General features: G+C 54.4%; 21 protein-coding genes, 1 tRNA gene and 1 pseudogene. 20 read left to right on the top strand and 3 right to left on the bottom strand.

The genetic code is table 11. From position 1 onward, the window contains the following. Positions 1 to 7: 7 nt before the first annotated feature. The 5 genes from CFLAV_RS24290 (at position 8) to CFLAV_RS33045 (ending at position 7544) form a co-directional block, all read left to right on the top strand. Positions 8 to 1492 carry a ShlB/FhaC/HecB family hemolysin secretion/activation protein gene (locus CFLAV_RS24290; protein ID WP_007417513.1) on the top strand — a complete coding sequence of 495 codons (1485 nt, stop codon included), beginning with the start codon at positions 8 to 10 and terminating at the stop codon, positions 1490 to 1492. A gap of 85 nt (positions 1493 to 1577) precedes the next feature. Next, positions 1578 to 5639 carry a two-partner secretion domain-containing protein gene (locus tag CFLAV_RS24285; RefSeq protein WP_160164651.1) on the top strand — a complete coding sequence of 1354 codons (4062 nt, stop codon included), beginning with the start codon at positions 1578 to 1580 and terminating at the stop codon, positions 5637 to 5639. A 24-nt stretch (positions 5640 to 5663) separates the two neighbouring features. Continuing rightward, positions 5664 to 6440, top strand: a complete 777-nt coding sequence (locus tag CFLAV_RS24280; protein WP_007417511.1) for a MotA/TolQ/ExbB proton channel family protein — start codon at positions 5664 to 5666, stop codon at positions 6438 to 6440. Continuing rightward, positions 6437 to 6847 (top strand): ExbD/TolR family protein, encoded by a 411-nt coding sequence (locus CFLAV_RS24275; protein ID WP_007417510.1) that lies wholly within the window; start codon positions 6437 to 6439, stop codon positions 6845 to 6847. Before CFLAV_RS24280 ends, CFLAV_RS24275 begins: the two co-directional genes overlap by 4 nt. A gap of 4 nt (positions 6848 to 6851) precedes the next feature. Further along, positions 6852 to 7544 carry a TonB C-terminal domain-containing protein gene (locus CFLAV_RS33045; RefSeq protein WP_007417509.1) on the top strand — a complete coding sequence of 231 codons (693 nt, stop codon included), beginning with the start codon at positions 6852 to 6854 and terminating at the stop codon, positions 7542 to 7544. Positions 7545 to 7709: 165 nt separating this feature from the next. Here CFLAV_RS33045 and CFLAV_RS24265 read toward each other — a convergent pair whose 3' ends face one another. Further along, entirely contained in the window at positions 7710 to 8162 is a 453-nt protein-coding gene (locus tag CFLAV_RS24265; RefSeq protein WP_007417508.1) for a helix-turn-helix domain-containing protein, read from the bottom strand. A gap of 739 nt (positions 8163 to 8901) precedes the next feature. On the opposite strand from CFLAV_RS24265, the gene CFLAV_RS24260 reads away from it, so the two are divergent. The 14 genes and pseudogenes from CFLAV_RS24260 to CFLAV_RS24200 all read left to right on the top strand — a co-directional run bounded on the left by CFLAV_RS24260 (position 8902) and on the right by CFLAV_RS24200 (position 24856). Beyond that, a complete protein-coding gene (locus CFLAV_RS24260; protein ID WP_007417507.1) occupies positions 8902 to 9726 on the top strand; it encodes an alpha/beta fold hydrolase in 825 nt (274 codons plus the stop codon). A 139-nt stretch (positions 9727 to 9865) separates the two neighbouring features. Continuing rightward, on the top strand, positions 9866 to 10582 hold the full coding sequence (locus tag CFLAV_RS24255) for a hydrolase (RefSeq protein ID WP_007417506.1): 717 nt from the start codon (positions 9866 to 9868) through the stop codon (positions 10580 to 10582). Beyond that, positions 10579 to 11310: a M17 family peptidase N-terminal domain-containing protein gene (locus CFLAV_RS24250; RefSeq protein ID WP_007417505.1), complete on the top strand. Its 732-nt coding sequence runs from the start codon at positions 10579 to 10581 to the stop codon at positions 11308 to 11310. The genes CFLAV_RS24255 and CFLAV_RS24250 overlap by 4 nt, the downstream gene beginning before the upstream one ends. 1 nt (position 11311) lies before the next feature. Next, entirely contained in the window at positions 11312 to 12709 is a 1398-nt protein-coding gene (locus CFLAV_RS24245) for an alginate export family protein (protein ID WP_007417504.1), read from the top strand. Positions 12710 to 12717: 8 nt separating this feature from the next. After that, on the top strand, positions 12718 to 13260 hold the full coding sequence (locus tag CFLAV_RS24240) for an antibiotic biosynthesis monooxygenase (protein WP_007417503.1): 543 nt from the start codon (positions 12718 to 12720) through the stop codon (positions 13258 to 13260). 27 nt (positions 13261 to 13287) lie between these two features. Then, complete coding sequence (locus CFLAV_RS24235; RefSeq protein ID WP_040550000.1) at positions 13288 to 15165, top strand: amidohydrolase; 1878 nt, start codon at positions 13288 to 13290, stop codon at positions 15163 to 15165. Positions 15166 to 15172: 7 nt separating this feature from the next. Continuing rightward, on the top strand, positions 15173 to 15637 hold the full coding sequence (locus CFLAV_RS24230) for a DoxX family protein (RefSeq protein WP_007417501.1): 465 nt from the start codon (positions 15173 to 15175) through the stop codon (positions 15635 to 15637). Positions 15638 to 15809: 172 nt separating this feature from the next. Further along, entirely contained in the window at positions 15810 to 17825 is a 2016-nt protein-coding gene (locus tag CFLAV_RS33040) for an MlaA family lipoprotein (protein WP_237712451.1), read from the top strand. Then, complete coding sequence (locus CFLAV_RS24220; RefSeq protein ID WP_007417499.1) at positions 17815 to 18465, top strand: hypothetical protein; 651 nt, start codon at positions 17815 to 17817, stop codon at positions 18463 to 18465. Before CFLAV_RS33040 ends, CFLAV_RS24220 begins: the two co-directional genes overlap by 11 nt. A gap of 30 nt (positions 18466 to 18495) precedes the next feature. Continuing rightward, positions 18496 to 18990: a DNA starvation/stationary phase protection protein Dps gene (gene dps, locus CFLAV_RS24215; protein WP_007417498.1), complete on the top strand. Its 495-nt coding sequence runs from the start codon at positions 18496 to 18498 to the stop codon at positions 18988 to 18990. 36 nt (positions 18991 to 19026) lie between these two features. Then, positions 19027 to 19215, top strand: a pseudogene (locus tag CFLAV_RS37705) (fused response regulator/thioredoxin-disulfide reductase); the annotation flags it as partial. A gap of 2 nt (positions 19216 to 19217) precedes the next feature. Continuing rightward, positions 19218 to 19544, top strand: a complete 327-nt coding sequence (locus CFLAV_RS24210) for a cyclic nucleotide-binding domain-containing protein (RefSeq protein WP_237712450.1) — start codon at positions 19218 to 19220, stop codon at positions 19542 to 19544. Between the two features lie 492 nt (positions 19545 to 20036). Further along, positions 20037 to 24185: a two-component regulator propeller domain-containing protein gene (locus tag CFLAV_RS24205; RefSeq protein WP_007417496.1), complete on the top strand. Its 4149-nt coding sequence runs from the start codon at positions 20037 to 20039 to the stop codon at positions 24183 to 24185. Positions 24186 to 24193: 8 nt separating this feature from the next. Next, a complete protein-coding gene (locus tag CFLAV_RS24200; protein WP_007417495.1) occupies positions 24194 to 24856 on the top strand; it encodes a response regulator in 663 nt (220 codons plus the stop codon). Between the two features lie 212 nt (positions 24857 to 25068). Here the strand turns inward: CFLAV_RS24200 and CFLAV_RS35170 are convergent, their stop codons facing one another. Both CFLAV_RS35170 and CFLAV_RS24190 read right to left on the bottom strand, forming a co-directional pair. Then, entirely contained in the window at positions 25069 to 25350 is a 282-nt protein-coding gene (locus tag CFLAV_RS35170) for a hypothetical protein (RefSeq protein WP_150107570.1), read from the bottom strand. Between the two features lie 251 nt (positions 25351 to 25601). After that, a tRNA-Leu gene (locus tag CFLAV_RS24190) sits at positions 25602 to 25686 on the bottom strand. Positions 25687 to 25850: 164 nt separating this feature from the next. Between CFLAV_RS24190 and CFLAV_RS24185 the strand changes: the two genes are divergently transcribed. Continuing rightward, on the top strand, positions 25851 to 26266 hold a 416-nt coding region (locus CFLAV_RS24185; RefSeq protein ID WP_007417492.1), incomplete at its 3' end, for an endonuclease/exonuclease/phosphatase family protein.

Here is a 26266-nt window from a genome sequence, read left to right as displayed (position 1 = left end):
TAATATCATGTCCGCGCTGCCGAGTTTGCAGACGAACATTTTGCTCAACAGCCTCGTGCTGCAGCAGGAATTGGACAAGGCGAACAACAGTCGGGACAGACAGATTTACCCTGAGATTGCTCCCGGTCCGGAACCGGGGACCACAGCTCTTCGATTGAAAGTGAAAGATCGCCTGCCGCTGCACGCGCGGGTCGAGTTTAACAATTACTCAACACCGGGCACACCCGAGTTGCGATTTAACACCGCCCTCCAATACAATAATTTGTGGCAATTGGATCATCAGTTGGGAGTTCAGTATTCGTTCAGTCCCGAAGAATATAAAGATCAGAGCGCCTGGCCCGATTTCGTGGACCATCCGCAGGTTGCCAACTATAGCGTCTTTTATCGGCTTCCCTTAAATAGTTTTCAGGGAATCACGGAACGACGCGACGTCAGCGTTGGTGACTTTGGTTACGATGAGGTCACCAAGCGATTTCGGGCTCCGCCAATGAGCGGGACGCCCGAGTTGGTTTTGTACGCCTCTCGTTCGGATACGGATACCGGAAGCGTTCTCCAATCGGATACGTTGACCCCGGAAGTCGTCGATCCCAACGCGGGCGGGCCGCAATTGAGCAGCAAAGTATTCAGCGACACGCATACCGTGAATGGCGACGCCGGATTCAGACTTGCCGATCCTCTGCCTTCTTTCTGGGCCATCGGCTCGAGCTTGTCGCTCGGGCTGGATTATAAAACCTTCAAATCCCGATTGACCCAGACGAAAAACAACGATTTCACCTTCTATACCTCCGATGGCATGGGGAATCTGACTCCTCATCCTTTCGACCCACAACCTCCAGCCATTCAAGTCGTGCCCAGCTCGGTCAACTATTTGCCATTCGCGGCCGGACTGGATGCGACACGTCCGGATGGGTGGGGGATTACCAGCTTCAACTTCAACAACACTTTTAACTTCTCGAGCTTGTTTGGGAACAAAAAGGACTTTCAGAAGATCGCAGGCAGTACGAAAGCAACCGGGAACTATTATGTTGCCAACCTGGGGATGAACCGGGAGCAGAGGATCCACGGAGATTGGGGATTACGCCTAAGCGCAGATGGACAGTGGGCGAATCAACCACTTATCAGCAATGAGCAGTATGGCCTCGGAGGCGCGGCGGGAGTTCGCGGCTACCGTGACGGGCAACAATATGGGGACACTGGTTGGCGTGTAATCGTTGAGCCGCACACAGAATTGTTTGACCTTGGCATGGTGGATGGCAACAAGCCGATGCTGGTTCGTTTTTCGATATTCACGGATTATGGGCGGCGATATCTTTTGGCCCCTCCCACTGGCACAGACCAATCCCTTTCCTTGTGGGGAACAGGATTCGCCTTCACAGGAACGATAGGGGAACGGATGGACTTCCGATTCACATTCGGCGTGCCATTGCTGGATGTTCCAGGAGTCACGGCGGGAACGCCGAGAATCACTTTTTTGGTGGGCATGCAATTTTAATCATCCTTATGCAATCCACAAGCCCGCAACCAATGTCAGCGAAAAGAACCTGATTGATCTCAACCGTGCAATCTCAACCCAAATTATGAAAAAGCTTACCCGATACTTCTCAAGCAAGATGGGCCGGAGATGTCGTGCCTCGCGCTTTGTGCTGGGCGCTTCGTTGCTGCTGGCGCATTCCGTTCAACGTGCCGCCGCGAATCCTGATGGGCTCACAGTCCGGGGTGGAAACGCCAGCGTTTCGCAGAATGGTTCCCAACTGAACATCACAGCATCCTCGGGTGCAGTCCTGGATTGGCAACATTTCAATATTAATTCAGGCGAGACCACCCGCTTCCAACAACCTTCCTCCACATCGGTGGTGTGGAATAGAATCCTGGACCAAAATCCCTCTCAAATCCTGGGTAATCTGCAGGCCAACGGCCTGGTGGTGCTGATGAATCAAAGCGGCTTTTACTTCGGCAAATACTCCGTGGTCAATGTGGGTGGATTGATTGTAACCACTTCTCCAGTTGCTCCCACACCTTCAGGGATGGGAGGCATGTGGCAATATAATGGCACTCCTCCGGTTGCCAGCATCATTAACTACGGTCAAATCCAGACTGCTTCGGGCGGTTCGCTGTTCATGGTGGCGGAAAAGATTGAGAATCACGGTATTCTTTCCGCGCCCGACGGCACGTTGGGACTTTATGCCGGCAAAAACGTGTTGATTTCCGAACGTCCGGACGGCCGCGGGCTGAGTGTGCATGTTGAATTGCCTGAAGGCTCGGTGGACAACACCGGAAAGCTCGTCGCGGATGCGGGTACGATTGCACTGAGTGCAAAGGTGGTGAATCAGAATGGGCTCATTCAGGCGAATTCAGTTCGCGAACGCAACGGAGTGGTCGAACTGGTGGCCAGTGAAGCCGTCAATCTGGGGGAGCAATCTGTTGTGAGCGCTGCTGGTGACGCCACTGGGAGCAGCGCTGGCGGTCAAATTACCATCAAGGCAGGACAAAGCTTTACCGATAAGAGTGGATCGCAAATCAATGTCTCTGGTGGTGCGGAAGGCGGAGCAGGTGGAACTGTGGAAGTATCTGCCGCGAAAATGTCTGCGATCAAATCCCAAATCATCGGTCAGGCCAAAACTGGTGAATCGGGAGGCAAGCTCCTGATTGATCCGGATTATATCACTTTGTCGAACGATGGCGGTGATAGCGCCGGAACCGGAACCGTCAATGCAGGGAACCCGCCCGGTACATTGAATCTAAACGTCAACAACGCGTTCATCGGCTTTTCTCAAATCACGTTGCAGGCAAACCGCGATATCAACCTGGCTACAGGCACGGTCTGGGACCTGAATGCGAGCACGGGAGTCAGCTCCGCGGGCAGTATTCTAAGTCTGCAAGCGGGTGGAGATATTATTTTTGGGCAATCTTCCAGCATCAAGGGTGGCACCGGTTGGTCGGTACAGATGGTTGCAGGCCGTGACTTCAGCCATGGGCTGGCGTTTGATGCGAAGGGCAATGTGACCAGCGGCGTCATAAGCGGCGTTGGCGGAATTTATTTCAGCGGGCCTACTGATGGAACCCGTCCCAACGGCAGCGGTTCGCTGCAAACATCCACCGGCTCAATACAGTTATTTGCGGGGAAGGAGATTTTGATCGGCAGCGGCTTCGTTCGCTCCATTGGCGGAGGCAGTGTTTTGTTGGATGCCTTGTCTGGCAATGTGGATGCAGGAACCGCGGGTGATCCGAATGGAATCAGTGCCTTCGACTGGCTGCGTAACGGGAATTATAAGAACCTTGATCTCAGCAAGGTTGGAGGCATTGCCACCACTGCCGGGGGAGATGTGAATATCACTGCTGGCGGGGATATAGTCAGCTTGCTTCCCTATACCGGGACTTACAGCACTAAAAAAGTATCCAACGTCAACCTGACTGCCGGTGGGAAGATTCTCGGCCGGTTTCAGGTGATGAATGGAACGGGCACCATTAATGCGGGGACCGATTTTGGTTCGGGAAGTTTGCCAGCGACGTTGAGCCTGGCGAAGGGGAGTTGGAATGTGACAGCCGGCCATGACGTTATATTGAATGAGGTGTTAAATCCCAAAGGAGTATTCAGCAAGGATTGCCTCAATCCCTTCCAGTTCGATTATGCGCTCGATTCGAAGGTCACTTTGAATGGCCGCAATTCGGTGCAGTTGATGGGAAACAAGCCGGCGGTTACTTCCGACAATTCTGATCGACTGCCGATCTATGCTCCCAGTTTGGAAATTACTGCCGGGGCCGGTGGTGTTCATTTGGGCAATGATGTCATCTTGTTCCCATCACCGAAGGGCAGTTTGAAAATCACCACCACAGATGGCGGATCATTACATGGCGGAGGAGTGCTCTCGTTGTCTGACGTTGCCCAATTGCAAGCCAATGCGCTGAATTACGCACGGCTCATAATGTCAGACAGCGGGAGCTCCGATTATAATACCTTCGCTTCAGGGCATGCCGCCATTCCGCTTCACAAGGCAGGCGGCGACGTGCCGGTTCAACTGTACATCAGCGGGGGCATAAAAAATCTTTATCTGCAATCGCCTGGACAGGCGATCATGAACGTGGGAGGCAATGCACAGAGTTTTTCATTTTCCGGACAGAATCTGAGTGCTAACGATCTCACCAGACTGAGCATCACGGGAGATTTCCTTACCCGAGGACGAACCACCACCGTTTCCCTCGGTGACGTGCCCAATGCGTTGGTTTTTGATCCCACCCAAACCATGATGGATGTGTTGGGAGCGGGGCTGAGTTACAATCCTTTCACCCATCAACTGACTTTCAACGGGGTCATGACGGAAGACCAGAGAAACTTTCTGCTTCATCCTTACGTGCAGGCACTTGATTACCTGGGAAATCGTGATTTTGATAACCAGGGGAATCCGATATTGGTCCCCGTGGTTTATACACGCGATACTGCTGCCATTAACCGGCTCTATCAACTCACCCAGGATGTTCCTCCATTGCAGGCTTACACTGGTTTGCAGGTAGGAGGCCCGGGCAGGTTTATTATCTCGGCCAGAAACATGGATCTGGGAACCACGCAAGGGATTCGCTCAGTCGGTCCTCAGAATAACCCCAACCTGGCTCGTATTTCATTGCGAGGAGCGGACATCGGCATTCAATTGGTGGGCGATCTGAATATGACCTCCTCCCAGATCGCTTCGTATAACGGAGGCAATATTAATGTGACTGCCGGAGGAAAACTTAACGTCGGGTCGCAGCAGGCGTTCGGCAGTGATGAGACACCCGAAGGGATTTACACGGGGCACGGAGGCAATGTAACGATCAACGCAATCGGAGACATCGAAGTAAATGGCTCCCGTATTGCGACGTATGACGGTGGGAACGTGAGGGTGACTTCCCAGACCGGCAGCGTGGATGCGGGCAACGGTGCCGCGGGGGTGTTTTACGTGGTCACCTCGGAAATCAATCCTTTGACAGGCCAGTTTGAAAACCACAGTGAAGAGTTTTTCGCAAGCGGGATTGTAACGCTGACAGGAGAGAGTTCCCACTCGATCGTCGGGAACATTTATGTTTCTGCGGCCAAGGACATTTTGGCCAACTCGGGCGGCATCCTGCAGATTCCCTTCCACGCTTCCAGTGCGGGAAACGCAATAGTGGAGTGTGTCGCCGGCCGCGATATCAGAGCCAACCTTTCGGGCATTATTGGAAATAATGTCAAACTGACAGCCGGCGGTGACATCCTAGGGTTGATCGTAGCCAGTCAGAATATTTCGATCGATGCAAAGCAGAGTGTGGACGTGACCGCGGTAGGCGCAGGTAACATCAAGGTCAGCGGAGGTGACAGTGTGACGGGCACGATTGTAGGCGGAGGCGATGTCAGCGTGTCCGGAGCGTTGATTAGTGCGGCGGTTTCTTCAGTTAACGGCAGCACTTCCACCACTGGCGATGCTAGCCAGGCAAAAATCGGTTCCTTCAATGGCGTTGCAGCGCCGGTAGCTCAAAAAATGACGGATGACGCTGAAAAGATGGTTGCTGATAAAAAAGACAGCCTTGTCCTGAACGATGAAGAAACCAAAAAGCGCACCGGCAATCGCGGGCCATTGCTGGCCAAGGCGACGGGACGCGTGACAGTGATTTTACCCAATGGTCAATAACCCCAACCTCTAAATACCGAATCTATGATGCATTTAACCCCCATGCTCGCCAGTGGCGCGCTGCAGTTTGCCTTCAGCAAGGCTACCCTCGAAGGCAAGATCACCATCTGCTGCTTGATTGTAGTTTCACTCTTCAGTTGGACGGTGATCATCACCAAAATCCGCCAACTCTATCGGGCTCGGAGGATGGCCAAAAAGTTTTATGAAAGCTATCGTTCCACCCGCGATCCCCTGGAGATATTTCGGAAGCAGGAGGAGTTTGATGGCGCACCTGCCAATGAAGTCTATTACACCGGGGCCGAGGAGCTGGACTATCACTTGAAGAACAATCCAGTGATGGTGAAAGGCCAGACGCGCATCAGTTCCGCCGGTTTCGATTCCGTGAAGGTGTCACTCGAACGTTCGGTGGGGACGGAATCGTTGAATCTGGAAAAGGGGATGATCGTGCTTTCGACGGCGGTTGCCGGTGGGCCCTTCATCGGGCTGTTGGGCACCGTATGGGGGGTTATGGAAACTTTTTCAGGTGTGGCCCGGGCCAACTCCGCGAGTTTGACCGCGATGGCGCCAGGTGTGGCGGGAGCCTTGATTGCCACCGTCGTCGGATTGCTCGTGGCGATTCCCGCCATGTTCGCCTATAACTTTATGGTCACCAGCATCCGGGCCATCACTCAGGAGTTGGATAACTTTGCCACGGAATACGTCACGCAGATTGAACACAAGTACGTGGACAACCGTTCGCTGGCTGATGAGATCACGCAGGCGCTCAAGCAGGAGAAGCAGTTTGAAGGCGCGCTGTCATGAAAAAGTATTCCAAGAGTGCGCATCATTCGCTCGGTGAACTCAACATCACCCCCTTACTTGACCTGGCGTTTGTGTTGCTCGTCATCTTTATCATCACCACGACTCCGGTCGTTAATGATTTGGAACTGAATCTGCCCAGCGCCAGTTCGCGGCCCAAGGATGCGCCCAAAAAGCCCAACTACGTGACGGTGGATGGGAGCGGGAAGATTTACCTCAACATGAAGGAAGTGGACTTGATCGCCCTGCAGCAACTATTGGTGCAGTTGCGCACGGAAGACCCGGATTTGAGTGTGGTGGTGCGGGGGGACAGCAAGATCCAGTATCAGAATATTGTCAACGTGCTGGATATTCTCCAGCAGGCGAACGTGAGCAAGGTCGGATTGGCGACGGAACCGGCGAAGAAGTAAGCGTATGGCGCGCAAAAAGAAAAACTCCTCCCGGGTCAACCTGGTCATCTCCGTGGTGGTGCACGGGGTGGTGGTGCTTTTGCTCGGTTTTTGGGCGGCGCATGAGGGGGTGTTGGGGACGAAGTTGAAGGAAATCACAGTGGCCATTGTACCGAAGGAAAAGCCGCCGGAACCGGAGAAGCCGCCACCGCCCAAGGTTGAGCCACCGAAGGAAGAACCCAAAGTGGTCGAACCGCCAAAGATAGTTGAGAACACGCCGCCACCGCCTCAGCAGCCGCCACCTCAATCTGCGCCACCCGCAAATACGGGGACAGCGCCTGTGAGTGCCGCGCCGGCACCGGCGGAACTGCCAGACTTTAACTTTAGTGATGGTGCCAAGATCGTGGAAACGAGCACCAATGCGCCGGTGATTTATTACAAGAGCCTGGTGGAATATGCACTGCGCTCCAACTGGGAGCGGCCGACAGATTTGCCAGATACTGGTTATGTGGCCGAGGTGGAAGTATCGGTCGATGCAGCGGGCCGGATCACCGGGAGCAATTGGAAAAAGGGATCCGGCGATAAGAAATGGGACGATTCCGTTAAAAGAGCGCTGGCGGCAACCAAGTCGCTCAATCGTCCCCCGCCGAAGGACTTTCCTGGTAAAGTGCTGGTGCGTTTTGATGTGCTCCCGGCGACGGAACTGATAGTGCAGTAGAGAGAGGCTCTGTTGAACGTTCCCAGTTTGCCGGGGGAAAGTGGTGCGTTTAAGCAGGGCGCTGTAGAGATAGCCCATTCATATTTGGTCTGATAGCTGACCGTGGGGCGCACTCCGCGCAGCGTCCAGCACCGCCGCACCACCGGGATCAGACCGTAGCGGTGTTCATCGGCCACCCACACGCGCACCGGTTTTCCACCAGCCACGTTCAAGCTCCTGAGCCGTTCGCAGAGCTACTGCTGAAACCGAGAGTTGGCGTCCGCGTCTTTTTGCGCGTGAGTCTTGCGCGGCACCTTTCAAGACTGCGCCCAATTTTCCCAGCCAGTAATATACCCCTTTGACTGAGAGTTGGGTCGCATGCTGCTGCTCCAGCCAGGCCTGAACTTCCCGGGCTCGCTTCCAGCGTCCGGCCTGAAGTCCAGCCACCAACTCCTTGAGAACCACTCCCTGAATCTGCGTGGGTTGACCACCGCCATGTCCGCGCTTGAGCAACTCCTCCACACCACCAGCCTTCAAGGCATCAACCCAATTAAAGAACTGTCGCCGGCTCACTCCCAACTGCCCGGCAATCTGCGCCGCAGTGAGCTCGCCACTGGCAGTGGAGACTGAAAAAACCATGACATTTGTGAGGAGGAAATTCGTTGGTTATTGAGTACAGGGTACTTTTGATTTGAGTCGGCGTTGTCGGCCAGGGCTGGCAGGATTCCATTGGATCGGGCGCGCTGGCTTGAGCTTTTTGTCCTTCCGGACGGGGTCTTTCCAGACGGGCTTCCCGCCGGCGTCCTTCGCCACTCACAGATCCACTCTGGGATATGCTCGTGTCTCACTCCTTGTCGGGGACAAAAATCTGCTGCGCCATCGCACACCTCCCAATGGAACGCTGCCAGCCTGCCGCTATCTTCCAGACAGAGCCTGCGGCCTCCGCCTTGCCTCAATCAAAAATCTCTCCTGCCAATCGGAAATTTCGTTCGGCATTCGGTATAGAACTCAGGACTGCGATATGTGCCGGTCATCTGATAGACATTCGTTGTTCACCTTGTCTCCTCCGAAAGTAGTAGAAGCAAATCATCCCTTCGCAGCGCGGAAAATTCGCCCACCTGGTCAATAGCGCCGGACAAGACGAGACGCCATGCTCTTGCGCATAAATCCCGATTACGGGAACGAATGATTATGAGCGTAAATGCGACAGACGAAGGCCTGTTAACACATCAAACAGCTGTGCGGTCATTTTCAATGATCACCGGCCGCAGATGTCTTCAGGTGTTGCAAGCATTCATCGGCACGACCTGCTCAACAACCCGGAAGCGCAGTTGAATCTCTTGAAAGCACAAGAATAACGCACAAAGGAAGATCTCCAATGAACACGATCACTACCAAGGACGGCACACAAATATATTTCAAAGACTGGGGCGCTGGTAAGCCAGTCGTTTTCAGTCATGGCTGGCCGCTGAGTTCGGACAGTTGGGAGTCGCAGATGTTTTTCCTCGCTTCCAGGGGCTATCGCTGCGTCGCGCATGATCGCCGGGGTCATGGCCGATCCAGCCAGCCTTCGGGGGGCAATGACATGAACACCTACGCCGACGACCTTGCTGCGCTCATGGAAAAGCTCGACTTGAAAGAAGCAGTGTTGGTGGGTTTTTCGACCGGCGGGGGTGAGGTGGCACGCTATATCGGACGGCATGGCACAAAACGGGTTGCCAAGGCTGTGCTCATTTCTTCAGTTCCGCCATTGATGCTGAAGACGCCAGCCAATTCCGTCGGACTGCCAATCGAGGTTTTCGATGGATTCCGCGCCGCATTTCTTGCAGATCGTTCACAGTTCTTCAGGGAAGTGGCCAGCGGTCCGTTCTTCGGCTTCAACCGGCCTGGGGCAAAGGTTTCTCAAGGCATGATCGACTCATGGTGGTTGCAGGGCATGATGGGTGGCCACAAAAATACTTACGAATGCATCAAGGCTTTTTCGGAAACCGACTTCACCGAGGATCTGAAAAAGTTCGACGTCCCGACGCTTGTCATTCATGGCGACGATGACCAGGTCGTCCCCATTGATGTAGCTGGCCGCGCTTCTGCAAGGCTTGTAAAAGGCGCGAAGCTGATTGTTTACCCGGGCGCGCCGCACGGCATCACCGATACGCACAAAGACAAACTCAACGCGGACCTTCTCGCTTTCATCCAGTCGTGAGCGGGAAGTCGCAACCAATTCCATGGCGCACAATCCGTTGAAAGTTCGCCGAATGCGCGCCGCCGGCTCAAACAATCCAGGATAACAATCATTTCCTCACACAACCAAACATCAACAAAAACATAGAAAGAATCAGACCATGCCTAATTATCATAAACTGTTCACGCCGCAGGATAGCGCCATCGTGTTCATTGACCATCAGCCGCAGATGACCTTCGGCGTGTCGAGCATTGAACGGGCTTCATTGATCAACAACGTCACACTGCTTGCGAAGGTTGCAAAGGAATTCGACGTGCCGGCTGTATTGACCGCTGTCGAGACTGAGTCGTTCAGTGGTTACATATGGCCACAACTGCTGGATGTGTTTCCCGGCCAGCAGGTCGTGGAGCGCACCTCCATGAACTCCTGGGACGACGCCGGTTTCCGCAAGGCCATTGAAGCCACTGGGCGCAAAAACATCATCATGACCGGCTTGTGGACCGAAGTCTGCGTGACCTGGCCGACCATCGAAATGCTGGCCGCAGGTTATAACATCTATGTTGTCGAAGATTGCTGCGGTGCTACTTCACCAGCGGCGCAGGAGGCAGCGTTGTCTCGCATGGTTCAAGCCGGCGCGGTGCGCCTCACAACGATTCCGGCTTTGCTCGAATGGCAGCGGGATTGGGCAAAACATGAGCATTATGACAACCTGATGGCATTGCTCAAACAGCAGGGAGGCGCTTATGGCGTGGGAGTGGAATATGCCTACACGATGGTCCACCATGCGCCCCAATCGGCGAAGAAACCACAGATCGTGCCCAAGAAGGTGCAGCCAGCAACACCTCAACTCATAACCGTTCGAGATGGAGCGCGATGAAAAGCAAATTAACTCTGGCCAGTCTTACATATGCCCTGCTGCTCACGGTCGCGTGTGCTGCCGACACGGGCGTGATGCCAAAGGAAAATGTATTTTCCACCAGGCCGCTTGGCATCAAAGTATCCATCAAGATGGTAGGCCCTTATATGGAGCCTGCTGACTTGCAAATGATCTGCCTCTTCAAGCATAAGGCTTCTGGAGACACTTACCAAGGCGCGGCCAAGGAGACTGATGGGAAGCTAAGCGGAATTCTCTCCTCTCTGCGGAACCGAGGCGAATTTGTCGGGGAACTCGGCGAGACGGTTCTCTTCACACCGTCCAAAGGCTCGATTCCGGCAATGCGTTTCATGGTGATTGGATTGGGGGAGGAGAAGGACTTGTCATTGGATGCCTTAAAGGTGGTCGGCCGCATTGCCGCACGCGAAGCAGTTCGACTCAAGGCCAAACATGTTGCGTGGGCGCCCGTGATTCGCGACGAAGGCAACTCGGCGATTGCAGTTGGCGAAGGCGACCGCGTCTTCGTCGAACAACTGCTGGCTGCGTACGACACAGAGAAGCGTTTGCAGGCGCAAGGGCTTGCTCCGCAGTTCAGTGTCGAGGACCTCGTAGTGGAAGCCGGACCGGCCTTCTTCGACGATGCGGTAAAGCAGGTTGGTGCGGGTATTGAATCAACCACGGCCGAACTCGCCAAGCGAAGCTCTGCGCCCTACACATCGACTAATAAATGACATGAGGCGGTTGATTTGGCTCACCTCGTTACTGCTGGCTTTGCCATCAGTCGCACCAGCAGATGACATGGTAAAAGAAACTTCAATTCCACCGCCTGCCTTTAAGGTATTGCGATTCGACGAGAATTATTCCTGCCTGACCAATGAGGCCAATCGTGGTGATATTTTTGATCCAATCAAATATATTCCACTCCGCCGGGATGATTCGAGTTGGTATCTGAGCTTTGGGGGAGAGCTGCGTGAGCGCTTTGAGAGCACGCACGATGTTAACTTCGGCATTGATTCAGGGCCGGATTCCTACTGGCTCCAGCGGATTACGCTACAAAGCGACCTTCATCTTGGAGATCACTTTCGCATCTTTGCGGAAGGGATCTCCGGGGTGATTGCAGGTGAGAGCGAACCTGCACCTCCAGTGCAGGATAATCCAATTGACCTCCAGTTCGCCTTCGCTGATGTGACGCCTTTGCTGACCTATGACCAGCACCTCACTCTGCGTGCGGGTCGCTTCGGCATGAGTTTCGGATCGGGGCGGCTCGTTGCAACACGGGCAGCCCCAAACATTCCATTCAGATTTGATGGATTCGAGATGCTTTATTCACGGCCACTATGGGAAGCCACTGCATTTCTTACGCAGCCCGTCAGGGATTCGGGCCATTTTGACGGTGAGAATCACTCGACCACCTTTTGGGGATTGTATGTCACGCACTGGTTCGATACGCCGCACAAACTCGGCCTCGATTTTTACTATCTCGGCATCAAGAACGACCATGCAAGGTATGCTTCCGGAAGTGGCGAAGAGAAAAGACATTCGTTTGGCGCGAGGGAATTTGGGTATTGGAATCACTGGGATTGGAATGCTGAAGAAGTCCTGCAGGTAGGAAGCTTCGGACATGATTCAATCCTGGCCTGGACGGCGAGCCTGGATGGAGGTTACACCTGGGATGTGACCTTTGCGCCAAGGCTCGGCTTGAAGGCAGACGTCACGAGTGGGGATGGAAACAAGAACGATGGGCGGCAGGAAACCTTCAACGCGCTCTTCTTCAAATCCGGCTATTTTAATGATGCAAGTCTTCTGCGCCCTCAAAATATCATCGATGTTCATCCGAATGTTGCGCTCAATCTGACCCGGAGCGTGTCTCTCAATGGAGGGGTGGATGTATTCTGGCGTTATTCACGAAACGATGCCGTTTATGCGGTTCCTGGTTTCATTGCCATTCCGGCCCTGCACACAGACTCCCTCTACGTCGGAACAGCACTCGACGCAAATCTGGAGTGGCGAATCCAAAGGCATGTGAGTTTCGCCGCGTCCTACGTCCACTTCTTCACGGGAAACTACGTGCATGCGGCCGGGGGGCACGATGTGAATTACGTCTCAACGACTCTCAGTTTTCTCTTTTAAAGAACCGCATGAATGCACCAAACAAAACCTGCCCCATTCACGTTGCAATCACGCGACGGGTGAAACCCGGTTGCGAAACAGAATTCGAGGCAGCGCTTCGGCAGTTCTTAAAGAGTTCATTTGCACACCGCGGAGTGCAGGGGGCAAACATGATCGTGCCATCCCCCGGTTCTGAGTCTCGTGAGTATGGAATTCTCCGGACTTTTACCAATGAACACGAGCGCGACGCATTCTATGAGTCTTCAATATTCAAGGAGTGGAACGAACGCATCCAACCATTGACCGAAGGAGAGCCTGAACATCGAGAGATCACGGGACTGGAAGCCTGGTTTCGCTCTCCACAGAAGCCGCCGCCGCGATGGAAGATGGCATTCCTCACCTGGGTTGCCGTATGGCCGGTGAGCATGGCTGTGCCTGCCGTGCTGAGTCCGTTGCTGGCACAGGGTGTTCCGCCTTTAATTTTCGCCGGAGTAGTTGCCCTTGGCATCGTAATTATCCTCACCTGGGGAGCGATGCCTTTGCTGGTCCGAGTTGCCCGGGGCTGGCTGTAACCAAAATAAATGAACCAATGGAAAAACATGAGCACAACAACCAACGCCGACTTGTTCTTATTTAATGGCCGTATCACAACCCTCGATTCGAAGCATCCTAACGCCAGTAGTGTCCTGGTTAAAGACGGTCGCATTGTGGCAGTAGATGCTGCTGCCGACTCTCAACGCCAACCTGGAACGAAAGCCATCGACCTGAAAGGAAGGAGAGTCGTTCCGGGACTAAACGATTCGCACCTGCATGTTATTCGCGGCGGCTTGAATTATAATATGGAGCTGCGCTGGGACGGAGTGCCTTCCCTGGCTGACGGTTTGCGGATGTTGCGGGAACAGGCGCAACGCACACCACCTGGGCAGTGGGTTCGTATTGTTGGTGGATGGAGCGAGTTTCAATTTGCCGAACGCCGAATGCCCACACTGCAGGAGATCAATGATGCCGCCCCGAACACGCCGGTCTTCATTCTGCACCTGTATTGCAGAGCCCTGCTGAATCAGGCCGCGCTGCGTGCCTGCGGTTATACCAAGGATACTCCCAATCCGCCGGGCGGTGAAATCCAGCGTGACCACCAAGGCAATCCAACCGGCCTGCTCATCGCGCGGCCGAATGCCACAATTCTTTATGCGACGCTTGCCAAAGGACCGAAGCTTCCGCCGGAACATCAAATGAATTCCACGCGTCACTTCATGCGCGAACTAAACCGGCTCGGTCTCACCAGCATCATTGACGCGGGCGGCGGATTTCAAAATTACCCGGAAGACTACGCGATCATCGAAGAACTGCACAAGCGGGGCGAGATGACGCTTCGTATCGCCTACAATCTCTTCACGCAAAAACCGAAGCAGGAAATGGAGGATTTCTCGCGCTGGATCAGGATGACGGGGCCGGGCAGGGGCGACGACTTCTTCCGGTGCAATGGCGCAGGGGAAATGCTTGTGTTTTCAGCAGCGGATTTTGAAGACTTTCTCGAACCTCGCCCCAATCTTCCCGAAACGCTGGAAAGCGAATTGAAGGGAGTTGTATCGCTGCTGGCCACCAACAAATGGCCGTTCCGCCTGCACGCGACCTATGACGAGAGCATCACGCGTTTCCTGAACGTCTTCGAGGAAGTCAATCGCGAAGTGCCGTTCAAAGGTTTGAACTGGTTCTTCGACCATTGCGAAACCATTTCCGACCGCAACCTGGAACGCGTCAGGGCTTTGGGTGGCGGTATTGCCATTCAACATCGCATGGCGTTTCAAGGTGAATACTTCATCAATCGTTACGGGAAGGAAGCCGCCGAGCACACGCCACCCGTGCGGAAGATGTTGAAGCTCGGCATTCCGGTCGGCGCGGGCACCGATGCCACGCGTGTCGCCAGTTACAATCCATGGGTCTCGCTCTATTGGATGGTGACCGGCAAAACCGTAGGCGGAGTTTCCATGTATCCCGATGCGAACCGGCTCTCGCGCGAAGAAGCGCTTCGGCTCTATACTCAGGGCAGCAGTTGGTTTTCAAGCGAGAGCGGCAGAAAAGGAGCAATTGCGCCTGGCCAATTGGCTGATTTCGCCGTGCTCACTGAAGATTATTTCTCTGTGCCGGAGGATCAGATCAAAGGTATCGAATCCGTTCTTACGGTTGTTGGTGGTAGGATTGTTCACGCCACGGACGAGTTTGTTTCTCACGCGCCACCGTCGATTCCGGTGTTGCCGGAATGGTCGCCGATTAAGATCTTCGGTGGTTACGGCGCGCCGCTGGACATCCGCAAGGCCGCGCGGGCCGGAGTCCCGGTTGAGCAGCACCGCCACAGCGCCGATTGCCATCAACACGGTTGCGGTCATGCGCTTAAACAACTCTTTACCGCCGCCGAGATGGCCCGCAACCAATACGCCGACTTCTTCGGGTTGGGTTGCGACTGTTTCGCCTTTTAAGGTATTTATGGATCTGGTTAAAAAGTCCATGACGGTGGAACCAAGCGGCACAGCTGCAAGCCTCGGACATCTTTTCTTCCGAGTTTCGGCGGGGCTGATGATATTTTACATCCATGGTTTCCATAAAATGGAAGGCTGGATTGCCTATCTCCAGCACGGCACGCCCTGGAAATTGGCCGAGGAAGTAGCAGGAATGCGCTTCCCAGCGCCACTCGGGTCGGCGGTTGCGGCAACACTCGTGCAGTTAATCTGCTCATTGTTTATCGTCGTTGGACTGTTCACACGAATAAATGCCGCATTGCTAGTCTGTGCCCTCAGTGGTGCCATTCTTCAGAACCTGCTGGCCAGTCGCGATCCACAACTGGCAATTCTTTACACGCTTGCCGTAATGACGCTCGTGTTCATGGGCGGCGGACGATTCTCGCTGGATGCGCTGGTGCCATCACCAAAAGAAAAGCAATTACGAACCTGATTCTGGATCAAACCCCTTCAGACCTTCTCCACCGCGCCGGGCGGCAGGTGGAATGACAAATCACCCACAACCTGACCAAAGCCATCGCACCGAACCTATGGAACCAGCACATTACAAATCGCACAGGAGACCCCGAACCAGACTGCCGTTGATTGCCGCTGTGGGCTGCCTGATGATTGAAATCGCACTGGGGCAGCCGATCACGCCGGCGGCAACCAACGGGGCGCCACAAACAGTTCCACCCAGCCTTGCCGGAGATTCCATCGTCCTTCCGTCCGGGTTCAACGATCCCATTGAGCCTTTTAATCGCGCCATTTGGGGGTTCAACACGGGTTTTATGACGTCGTTGGTGAGGCCGACCTCCAAGGTGTATCGGCGCGTGGTGGCCAAGCCCGTGCGCACGGGGATTGGGAATATGGGCAAAAACCTGACCTATCCGGGACGACTCGCCAATAACATGTTGCAAGGAAACTGGGTGGGGATGAGTCAGGAAACGGAACGTTGTTTGTGTAACACCGTGTTGGGCGTGGGCGGGTTCTTCGATGTGGCGACGCACTGGGGCGTGCCCAAAAACGACGCGGATTTTGGCCAGACCTTCAGGAAATGGGGCTGGCAGCCGGGGTGTTATCTGATGCTGCCGGTTTTCGGACCGAGCGACGGGCGGGACGCCACCGGCCTGGTCGGGGACATGGCCGCCAACCCGCTGACCTACTTTGCCCCCTATAGCTACATCGGTTCCGGGGTCGCGGCCAATAACTTCGGTGACACCGTGGAGGGGGCCGTGCGCTTCAGCCAGGCCGAGGCGGATTCATATTCGATCCTGCAATACGCCTGGAGCTTTGGGCACGAAAACCGGCGGGTTGACTGGCGTGTGGATGGAAGCAAAGACGAAGCGGCGCTGGAAACGCTGCAATCCATCTTCTTCACTTATACAAACGCCGAATTTCCAGCCCTGGGCAAAACACGATCGGTATTAATCCCCGCCACCGGGAAGAAATTGGACTTCACCTTCTGGCTGCAACCGGGCCCTGCGCCGGTCGTGTATCTGGTGCCTGGTTTTGGCGCCCATCGCCTGGCCGGGAATGAGCTGGCGCTGGCCGAACTTCTCTACCAGAACGGTTTCTCCCCCGTCTGCATCAGCAGCACGTTCCATCCCGAATTCATGGAGCACGCCTCGACCACCGACCTTCCATCCTATCCACCCGTCGGCGTGCGCGACGTGCACGTCGCACTGACTCAGATCGACCGCCGTTTGGAGGAATTGTATCCGCATCGCCTGGGCGCAAGGGCTCTGATGGGTTACTCCATGGGAGCATTCCAGACGTTGTTCCTGGCAGCGACAGCAGCCACCAATGACACTCCATTGCTCAAATTTGACCGTTACGTCGCCATCGATGCCCCGGTTCGTTTGCGGTACTGTGTCACCAATGTGGACCAATTTTACCAGGCGCCATTGGCCTGGCCCGCCGGAGAGCGAACCGCCAACATTGAAAACACGCTGCTCAAGGTTGCGGCCTTGGGCGCGCACCCCCCGGCACCAGGGTCCGTCCTGCCATTCAACGAAATTGAAAGCAGGTTCCTGATCGGCCTGGGCTTCCGTTTGACGCTGCGGGACATGATTTTCAGCAGCCAATTGCGCCACAATCAAGGCGTGTTGAAACATCCGCTCAAAAAATCAAGACGACACGCCGCGTACGAGGAAATCATGCATTACTCCTTTTGGGATTATATCGATAAGTTTGTGAGTCCTTATAACCAGGCCAGAGGCATCGAGATTGCGAATCCGGAGACGGTGAGGCGGGGCACGGATCTGCGCACCTATTCGGCCGAACTACAGGACAACCATAATATCCGGGTCATCGCGAACCGGAACGATTTTCTCCTGGCGACTGAGGATCTTGATTGGATCGAGGCCACATTCGGACCAGCACGCGCGACACTCTTTGAGCGGGGCGGCCATATGGGCAACCTTTCGCAGCCAGTCGTACAGCGGGCCATTCTGGAGGCGCTTGATGGCCTGGCAGAAATCCAAAAGGCGTCAAAAACGCAGGGAACGATAAATGGCATTGTTGGGAGGAATCGATGCCTGGCGAGAGCGCAATTACCCGACAGAATTGCGCGCGGTTGCACTGACTTAAGTCCGCGTCCGGAAAGCGGTTCAAAGAAAGAAAATTCCTATGAAAACTAATGACCGTACCGAACTGCCAAAGCAAGACTTCATCATTCGTGTTCACTTGACGGACGGCTCGGTTGAGTCCTTCACCGCGGACAAAGCTCAGGGCCACAAAATATGGGAAAGCACGGAACCGGCGCGGTTATTTGCCTCACCAAGGCTTGTTCTGGCAGGTGAGAATTCCAAGTCCGTGTTTGTCTCCGCCCAGGTTCTGCGGGTGGATTTCCTGCAGAAAACCCATGATTGCTGGCAATTCCCTGGCGGCTACGCCGACATCGTCGAATTGTCGGAGGCGGAATTCAAAAAGCATGTGCACCTCGACCAGCCAGAGCTGATGGCAAAGCGTGAACAGCCGACGCCGGTAGGCGATCTCCTGGTGTCATTTCTCAAGTTGCGCATGGTGGGAGGCAAGGCGCTTTTTCTCATGGTCGAATTTCCGGTCAAGCTGTCGGCCGAGAGCCAGTCCTTCATGCAGTTCATGTTATCCAAAACTACAGTCCATATGCGGCTGCGCGGTGGAGGAGTAGGGGTTGTGAACCTGGCAAACCTGGCCGCTTACACAGTCTATCCGGGCGTGGCACAAATTCCCGCCGATGCATGGCTTGTCGAACCCGTTTTGAGTTCATCTGACCGAAACCCTGGGACTCCATTGTGAAGGACAATCATCAAACTCCATGACTTATTTATGAACACCCGACTTAACAAAACCCGGAACGACATCCGCGAGCCGAGCCGCCGCCCGATGGTCGATTTATTGAACCAACAACTGGCCGATGCGCTCGATCTTGGTCTACAGGCCAAACAAGCGCATTGGAATGTCAAAGGTCCGCACTTTATCGGCCTGCATGAACTGTTCGACAAAATCGCCGGGGAGTTTGATGAGTTCACCGACGACATTGCCGAACGCCTGGTTGCACTCGGCGGTGTCGCGCAAGGCACGATTCAAACCGTCTCGAAGCATTCCCGGCTCGCAGCTTATCCCTTGGACCTGGCATCCGGGCAAGGACATGTCTCGGCACTATCAAGCGCGCTGGCGCAGTTCGGCACCTCCACCCGCTCAGCAATTGACACAGCAGGCAAAGCCGGTGAGGCGGACACTGCGGATTTGTTCACAGAAGTCTCGCGTGGCGTGGACAAACTGCTATGGCTGGTGGAGGCGCACATACAGTCGAAAGACTAGGCTCGCGCTCCAGCGTTACCAAGCCGGATCACCGCACTTTCTCCGGGCGCCCGGCGCCCACCGGGCTGGACTGCGGATCGCGATCCGTTTTATCTCGAAACCAGCGTTCCGGGGATCTTCGTTGCCGGTGATGTCCGTCATCGCTCCGCCAAAGGCGTCACCTCGGGAGTGGGGGAAGGTGCCATGGCGGTGAAGCTCGTTCACCAATACCTCGGCCTGCTATGACCATGAGCCCGATTGAACTCCAACAGGTCCGTTCCACGCCTCTGTTTGCCGGATTGACCGATGCGCAACTGGGTTGCTTGGAACCGGGTGAAGTGATTGAAGTGCCGGCTGGCGCGGTCCTGGGTGCCGAAGGGGAACGAACCGGGTTCTTTCATGTCCTGCTCGAAGGGGAAGTTCGTATCACGCGCACCTACGATCGCCAGTCAATCCTCATGGCGGTCACCAAGCCGGGAAACTACCTGGGGGAAACCATGCTCCTGCTGGACAATCGAATTCGAATCCCGCCCCGGCGAAACCCGTTTCAAAGTCCGACTTCCCATCCACCATGAACAAGCCTCCACTCCTCCCCCTTAAGCCAATGAGGTTTCAGCGGGCATTTGCTTTGATCACTGGTGGTTCAGCGCATTGTCCGGAGAATGCGTGGTTCACGAAATAGGCTCGGAATGCCAGTGATCAATTCAAAACCCGCTTTATACACAATGAGTTCCGCGGGTAAACCTTGACTTCGTCGGTACGCTTTAGCTCACACGAAGTTTTAAAACCGGCTTCTGCCAATTGAGGCATGACATTTAATCCTGCGATCTGGTAAGATCAGATAAAGATGTACCATGAGTTACGTTTCGTGCATGATCCAGACACAGCGGCAGACAAGTTATGTTATTAAAGACTGAACTTGAACTCGGGCGTCAAGAACCGGAACGTCGGCGAATTCGCCAGTGCGGCAATGGATTCGGCTTGACGCACAAAAAGTATTCCACCCAGAATGTGTTTGTTTGGCATCAGCGGCAGCGCGAGATTTCTTCTGGATTGTTTTGAGCAACATGTGCCGCGTACGCAGTTACACTTCGTTTTCCCTGGCAATGGTCTGGACGGCTGTTGCGTATTTGCTTTTTGTCTGTCAGGCGCTGGCTTTGGATTCTCACAAGTCCATAATACAGTTTTCACATCGGGCCTGGGGAGGCGCGGATGGCGTTGATCAGGTCAATTCGATTTGTCAGACGAGTGAAGGATATCTCTGGGTTGCGGCGCTTAACGGATTATTCCGATTTGACGGCGCTGCGTTCACCGCGTGGGAGCCCAAGGCGGGCGAACCCGCTTTACCGGGTGTGCCTGATGAACTGTTGGGTACCAGGGACGGCTCCCTCTGGATTGGGAGTGTCGGAAACGTCACTTTGTTGCGCGATGGGCATTCCAAGGTATTTGTTCTGCGGAATCCTTCGGAGCGGGCGCGAGTGTTTGCGCTTTGTGAACGCAAGGATGGCGGCGTTTGGGCGGGTACTTCCTTGGGCTTGTATAAGTTCACTGGAGAAGACTGGCGGAAAGTCGGCCCCGAAAGCGGCCTTCCTGACGTAGCGGTTTGGGCTGCGATGGTGGATGGTGAGAACACGCTATGGGTCGCATTGAGCGATCGAACACAGACCCCGCCAGGTGCAATCGCGTTTCTTCGCCAAGGTGAGACACGCTTTCAAGTGGGTAACGAACGCTTTGCGGAGGCGGCGAAACTGGCGCGGGCGCCGGATAGGAAAGTCTGGACGGCCCAGACGATGCGATCGGTGAGGGCATTCACACACGATCAGCAGGAAATTCACTTTGTCGCTCCGGAGATTCGCGTGGGAGCCTCATCGGTTCTGGTCGATCGCAATGGAACCCTGTGGATCGCCACGGTTGGCGATGGCCTGCGCCGGGTTAGAAATACGGCATCCCTGGGAAGCGAGGACATTGGCCAGTTCAGCGACGCGGTCGAAAAATTTACTCAAAAAGACGGCCTCTCGAGCGATCTCGTGAACTGTATTTTCGAAGATCGGGAGGGAGTTGTCTGGTTTGGGACTTCAGCGGGTCTGGACTGCTTTCGTGAAAATAAAATTACGCCTTTATCCGTTCGGGAGGGACTGCCCTTTGACCAGAATTTATCGGTCCAGGCGACACTGGATGGAAGTGTTTGGGTCGGTGCGAGGCCAGGCGGCTTTATTCAAATCAATGCCAGGGAAAATCAATTCCTCGAGCGTGGCTGGCTCGACCTCTTGGGCAAAGCTGCTGGCTCTCGAAGTGTTCAGTGCTCGTATGCCGATCCTGGCGGCGATTTGATTCTTGGAACTGGACTCGGTGTCGCGGTCCTCAAACCCAAGGGCGATGTTGCCACACTCTTGCCTGAAGTGCCTCATATGAAGAACGTCCTGGCGATCACTAGCGATCTAGAAGGAGGTCTCTGGTTGTGTGATCGATTCATGGGTGTGTATCGCCTGCTTAACCATGAGGTGAAGAATTTTCCGGAACTCCACCGCGAGGCGGATGGCTGGGCATCTGTGGCACATACTGATAGCAAAGGCCGAGTGTGGATTGGGCTTACAACCGGGGAGGTCGCACTCTGGGAGGGAGAACGGTTTCGTCTTTTTTCGGGAAAGGACGGCCTCTTTACCGGGCAGATTACAGCCATCATGAGTGATTCCAAAGGAGATGTTTGGTTTGCGGGGAAGGGCGGAATCAGCCGTTTTCGGAACGGTCGTTTTCAAACACTGGATCACCGGAACGGCCTGGCATTTGATGATTTTTTTACCGGTTTGGTGGATGATGACGGAAATTTTTGGATGGCGGGCGCGGGTGGTATCCTCCGGTTCACCGCAAGCGAACTTGAGACCGCAATGTCGGATTCAGGCCGGGTTACCGGTGAACTGTATGATTTGAACGACGGGCTTCGGGGCGTTGTTCGGCATTTTCCCTATGGCTACCGAGGCGCTGGCTACCCGGTTGCCACCAAGAGTGCAGATGGCAAACTTTGGTTTGCAACCACAGCCGGTCTGGCCGTGATCGACACTCATAATATTCCCAAGAATCCATTGCCTCCTCCTGTTCGGATTCAGCAAGTGATCGCTGGCGGGAGAACTTACATACCTTCAGCCAATCTGAAATTTCCGCATGGGATCCGGGATATAGAGATTGATTACGCTGGCCTTAGTTTCAGCAACCCCGCGCGGGTGCGCTATAAGTATAAACTGGAGGGCTACGATGAAGATTGGAAGGACGCGGGAACTCGACGCCAGGCCTTCTACTCGAACTTGCAACCCAAGACATATCGATTTCGCGTCACTGCCTGCAATGCTGATGGAATATGGAATGAAACAGGCGACATGATTGAGTTCGCCGTCCCGCCGGCATTTTACGAAACCGCATGGTTCCATTTGGTTTGCGGCGTACTGGTGATGACTGCTCTTGTCAGCCTTTACATTTGGCGTGTCCGTCGCCTAAAGGCCAGGCAGGAAAGATTGCAGAAGGCTCGTGACCAACTGGCAGCCACCAACAACTCCCTCCAGAGCGAGATCGAAGAGCGCAAACGGGCAGAGTCTCAGTTGCGTCATAGCGAAACCTCGTTGGCTGAGGCGCAACGGCTCAGTCACCTCGGCAGTTTTAGCTGGAAAGTGGCGACGGGAGAGCATTTTTGGTCCCATGAGACATTTTCTATTTTTGGATATGACGCGAAAATCCGGCCCAGCCTGGAGCTTATGCTCAAACGACTTCACCCGGAAGATATTGCCTCGGTTCAACAGGCACTGGATCGCGCGACACGAGATGGCACAAACCTGAATTTTGAACATCGCCTTCTGATGCAGGGCGGTGAGATCAAGCACGTCCAGGTTTTGGCTCAACCCACAAGAACCGGGACGGGAGAGTTGGAGTTTACTGGCGCAGTCATGGATATCACGGAACGCAAGCAGGCAGCTGAAGCATTGCGTGCTTCGGAACACCTCGCCCGCGGGCAGCTCGATGCGCTGTCGCATGCTCTGGACTCAATGGCTCAGGAGTCAAACCCTGATAAACTGCTGGAACATGCGCTGCGTGCAATAGTTGAGCTATCCGATGCGCATAGTATTAGCGTATGGATAAGAACCAGCGACAGCCGGCGGTTGGATCGTGTTGCCTTACTTGAGGGCGGGCATTTCGTAAGTATTGGAAACGTATCTCATTCCTCCGTGGCGATTTCAAAAATTGCTCTGAATCATCCGGTCTGGGAAGAAATCTTTCGCACACACCAGCATGCCGTTCTGGAAGATATGGAAGGCGAAACCGCCCGAATTTGGGTTGGATCGGATCCCGCAATAGGGCATCAAATGCTGGAAGACTCGGATCGTGATCCAGTGATGGTCACCCTCAAGAAATACCTGCATGAACTCGGAGTTCGCACGGTTTTGTTTGTTCCGATGTTGATCGCAGGGCACGTGGAGGGAATCGTCAGCATCCGGTTTACACGAAAGCGTTCTTTTCGCCGTGAGGAAATCGAACTGCCTCAGGCGCTCGCCCATCAGGCCATGCTCGCAATTCAGTTGATGCGACTTTCCCAGCAAAGCCGCGAAGCTGCGGTAATGGCGGAGCGAAACCGGATGGCGCGCGACATTCATGATACACTGGCCCAGGGATTTACTGGTGTGATCGTTCAGTTGGAGGCGGCCGCAGATGCCGGGTCCCAAGGATTGGTCGTTGAGGTGGCGGAGCATCTCAATCGTGCTGGTGATCTTGCGCGCGAGAGCCTGCGCGAGGCGCGACGTTCGGTTCGAGCACTTCGGCCATTGGCCTTGGAGGGAAAGAACCTCTTTAAAGCGCTGGAAGGTCTGATCCAGAAGATGACCGCAGGCACAACAATGCGGGCAAAATTTGATTTGCAGGGTGAACCTTGTGTAATCCCCTCTGAATGGGAGGATAACCTTCTGCGTATTGGGCAGGAAGTTTTTACCAATGCACTCCGGCACGCACGTGCCAGTGAATTCAAAGCACGGCTCGTGTTTAGTGCCCAGGCGCTTCAATTGGAACTACAGGACAACGGGCAAGGCTTCGATCCAGCCCGTCAACATGATGGATTCGGTCTTTTAGGAATCAGGGAACGTGTTGAAAGCATGCGAGGACAATTAAGCATTCAAAGCACGAATGGTGAAGGTACGGCGGTTTTGATTATTTTGCCACTTACAGAAAACGTACAGTAATCAGATTTATGAGCACAGTTTCGAAAAAGCAAGCGGCAAACGAACAGTCGCAAAAGATACGCATCCTTGTTGCGGACGACCACGTCACTGTTCTCGAAGGACTGGTCGCGATCATCGGTCGACAACCAGATATGAGTGTGGTGGCGCAAGCTTCAAACGGACGCGATGCAGTAGCCCGGTGGCAGGAACACCGTCCCGACGTAGTCCTGATGGACCTGCGAATGCCTATCCTGGATGGTGTGGGTGTAATTGATGAGCTCCGACGGATGACTGACTCCGCCCGGGTGATAATACTGACAACGTTTGATAGTGATGCCGACATTTCCCGGGCGATTAAGGCCGGTGCGAAGGGTTATCTGTTGAAAGATGCGGCGCGCGAGGAATTACTTGAGTGCATTCGCAAAGTGTATTCCGGTGAAACCTCCATTCCCCCTTCGCTGGTGACCAAACTGGCAGCTGGCATCAGCAGCGAATCTCTGACAAGTCGTGAGTTGGCCGTGCTTTCATTGCTGGCGCTCGGCAAAAGCAACAAGGAAATCGGTGTAAAGCTCTACATCAGCGAAACCACTGTGAAATCCCATCTGCGTAGCATTTTTGCCAAGCTGAATGTAATCAGTCGCACCGAGGCCATTGCGACCGCAAGCCGGCGCGGGTTGGTTCAGCTAAAGTGAATCGACCGAACAATGCTATTCTCGAGTCGGCAGCACGCATCGTGTTGCAAATGTTGCCGGAGGCGGCGCAGGTCAGATCTGAAACTGTTCATTTCGCTAAGTAAGTTAACAAAAGTTTTTGCAAGCATGTGTTTTGCCGCCAAGTTGGCTTCATTAGGAAGCCACTGTGTGCCCGGGAACTTGGATTTGTTGCTCAAGATCGCCGGCGATTGTCAAAGGCCATGGCTGAGGATTTGGAAGCGCGCCTCTTTCGCCGGACGCTGGCCGTCCTGCTCGTGGCCCGGGGGTGCAGCTTCGTCGAGGCGGCCGAAATCGCTGGGTTGTCCGTTAAGTTTGCTGGCGGCTTCAACGTATTCGGATACGGCACCCAAAAGAGAAATTCTCCGTCCTGTGGATTGGTAATAGGTCTGAAGCCGTTCAAGCGCGGCCAGGGCATCTCGAGATTGAGGGGCAGTGAGTGAGGCGGCTTGCGATCCCTCATGGATCTCCTTCACCTTACTATCGGCTGCGGCTTTCGCCGCGGAATAGGTGCGAAAGCTAATGAGGTGTCGTTTTCCAGCACTGTTGTAGGAAACGCGATAGAAGGGGTAGTTCTTGGTCTTTCCGTAGATCTTAGCCAGAACGCGCCCTCGATACTTAATCTTCTTTGGGAATTTTACGTTTTGACTCTCAACTCCAGATTCGGCGGGATTTTGTGCGGAATCTGTGCGGGATTCACCAGAGTTCTCAGTTTCCTGAGGAAAAGTGGTGCGCTTAGCAGGACTTGAACCTGCACGGGTTACCCCACTACCACCTCAAAGTAGCGTGTCTGCCAATTCCACCATAAGCGCGTGGCACGCCACTAATGAAGCAGCCTTGCCGGAAAATCGCAAGGGCATTTTCATGGCTGCTGAGATATTAATTATTCTGACCTTTGTCGCTGGAAATGGTTGCTAAGGCTTGACATGGTAATGTTTTGCATTGACGGGAGTTGGTTTTTCGTAACTCTTTTTGGATGATGAACATTCAGTTTTGGGCAAAGGAAGCTGCGGGCCGTGTGGTGGTAGTTGGGTTGGGAATGGCTTTGTTGGCGGGTTGCAGCAGTGCATCGAAGACGGTGGCAAGGCACGATACGAAGCCAGTTACGTTCCGGGTGATGACCTACAATATCCAGCATGGGGCGGGGATGGATCATAAGGTGGATTTGTTGAGGACAGCGGAAGCGATCAAGCATGAGCAGCCGGACATTGTGGCTTTGGAGGAAGTGGACAAGGGAGTGGAGCGGACGGAGCGACGGGATTTGACGACGGAGTTGGCAGCGATGACGGGGATGAGGGGTTATTTCAATAATAACTTTTTTTTCCAGGGCGGTGAGTATGGGAATGCGGCGTTGACGAAATTCCCGATTTTGACGTCAACGAATTCGCATTA

Origin of the sequence: Pedosphaera parvula Ellin514 (assembly GCF_000172555.1) — a bacterium.
Lineage (GTDB): Bacteria > Verrucomicrobiota > Verrucomicrobiia > Limisphaerales > Pedosphaeraceae > Pedosphaera.
This window is presented reverse-complemented; position numbering and strand designations above follow the sequence as displayed.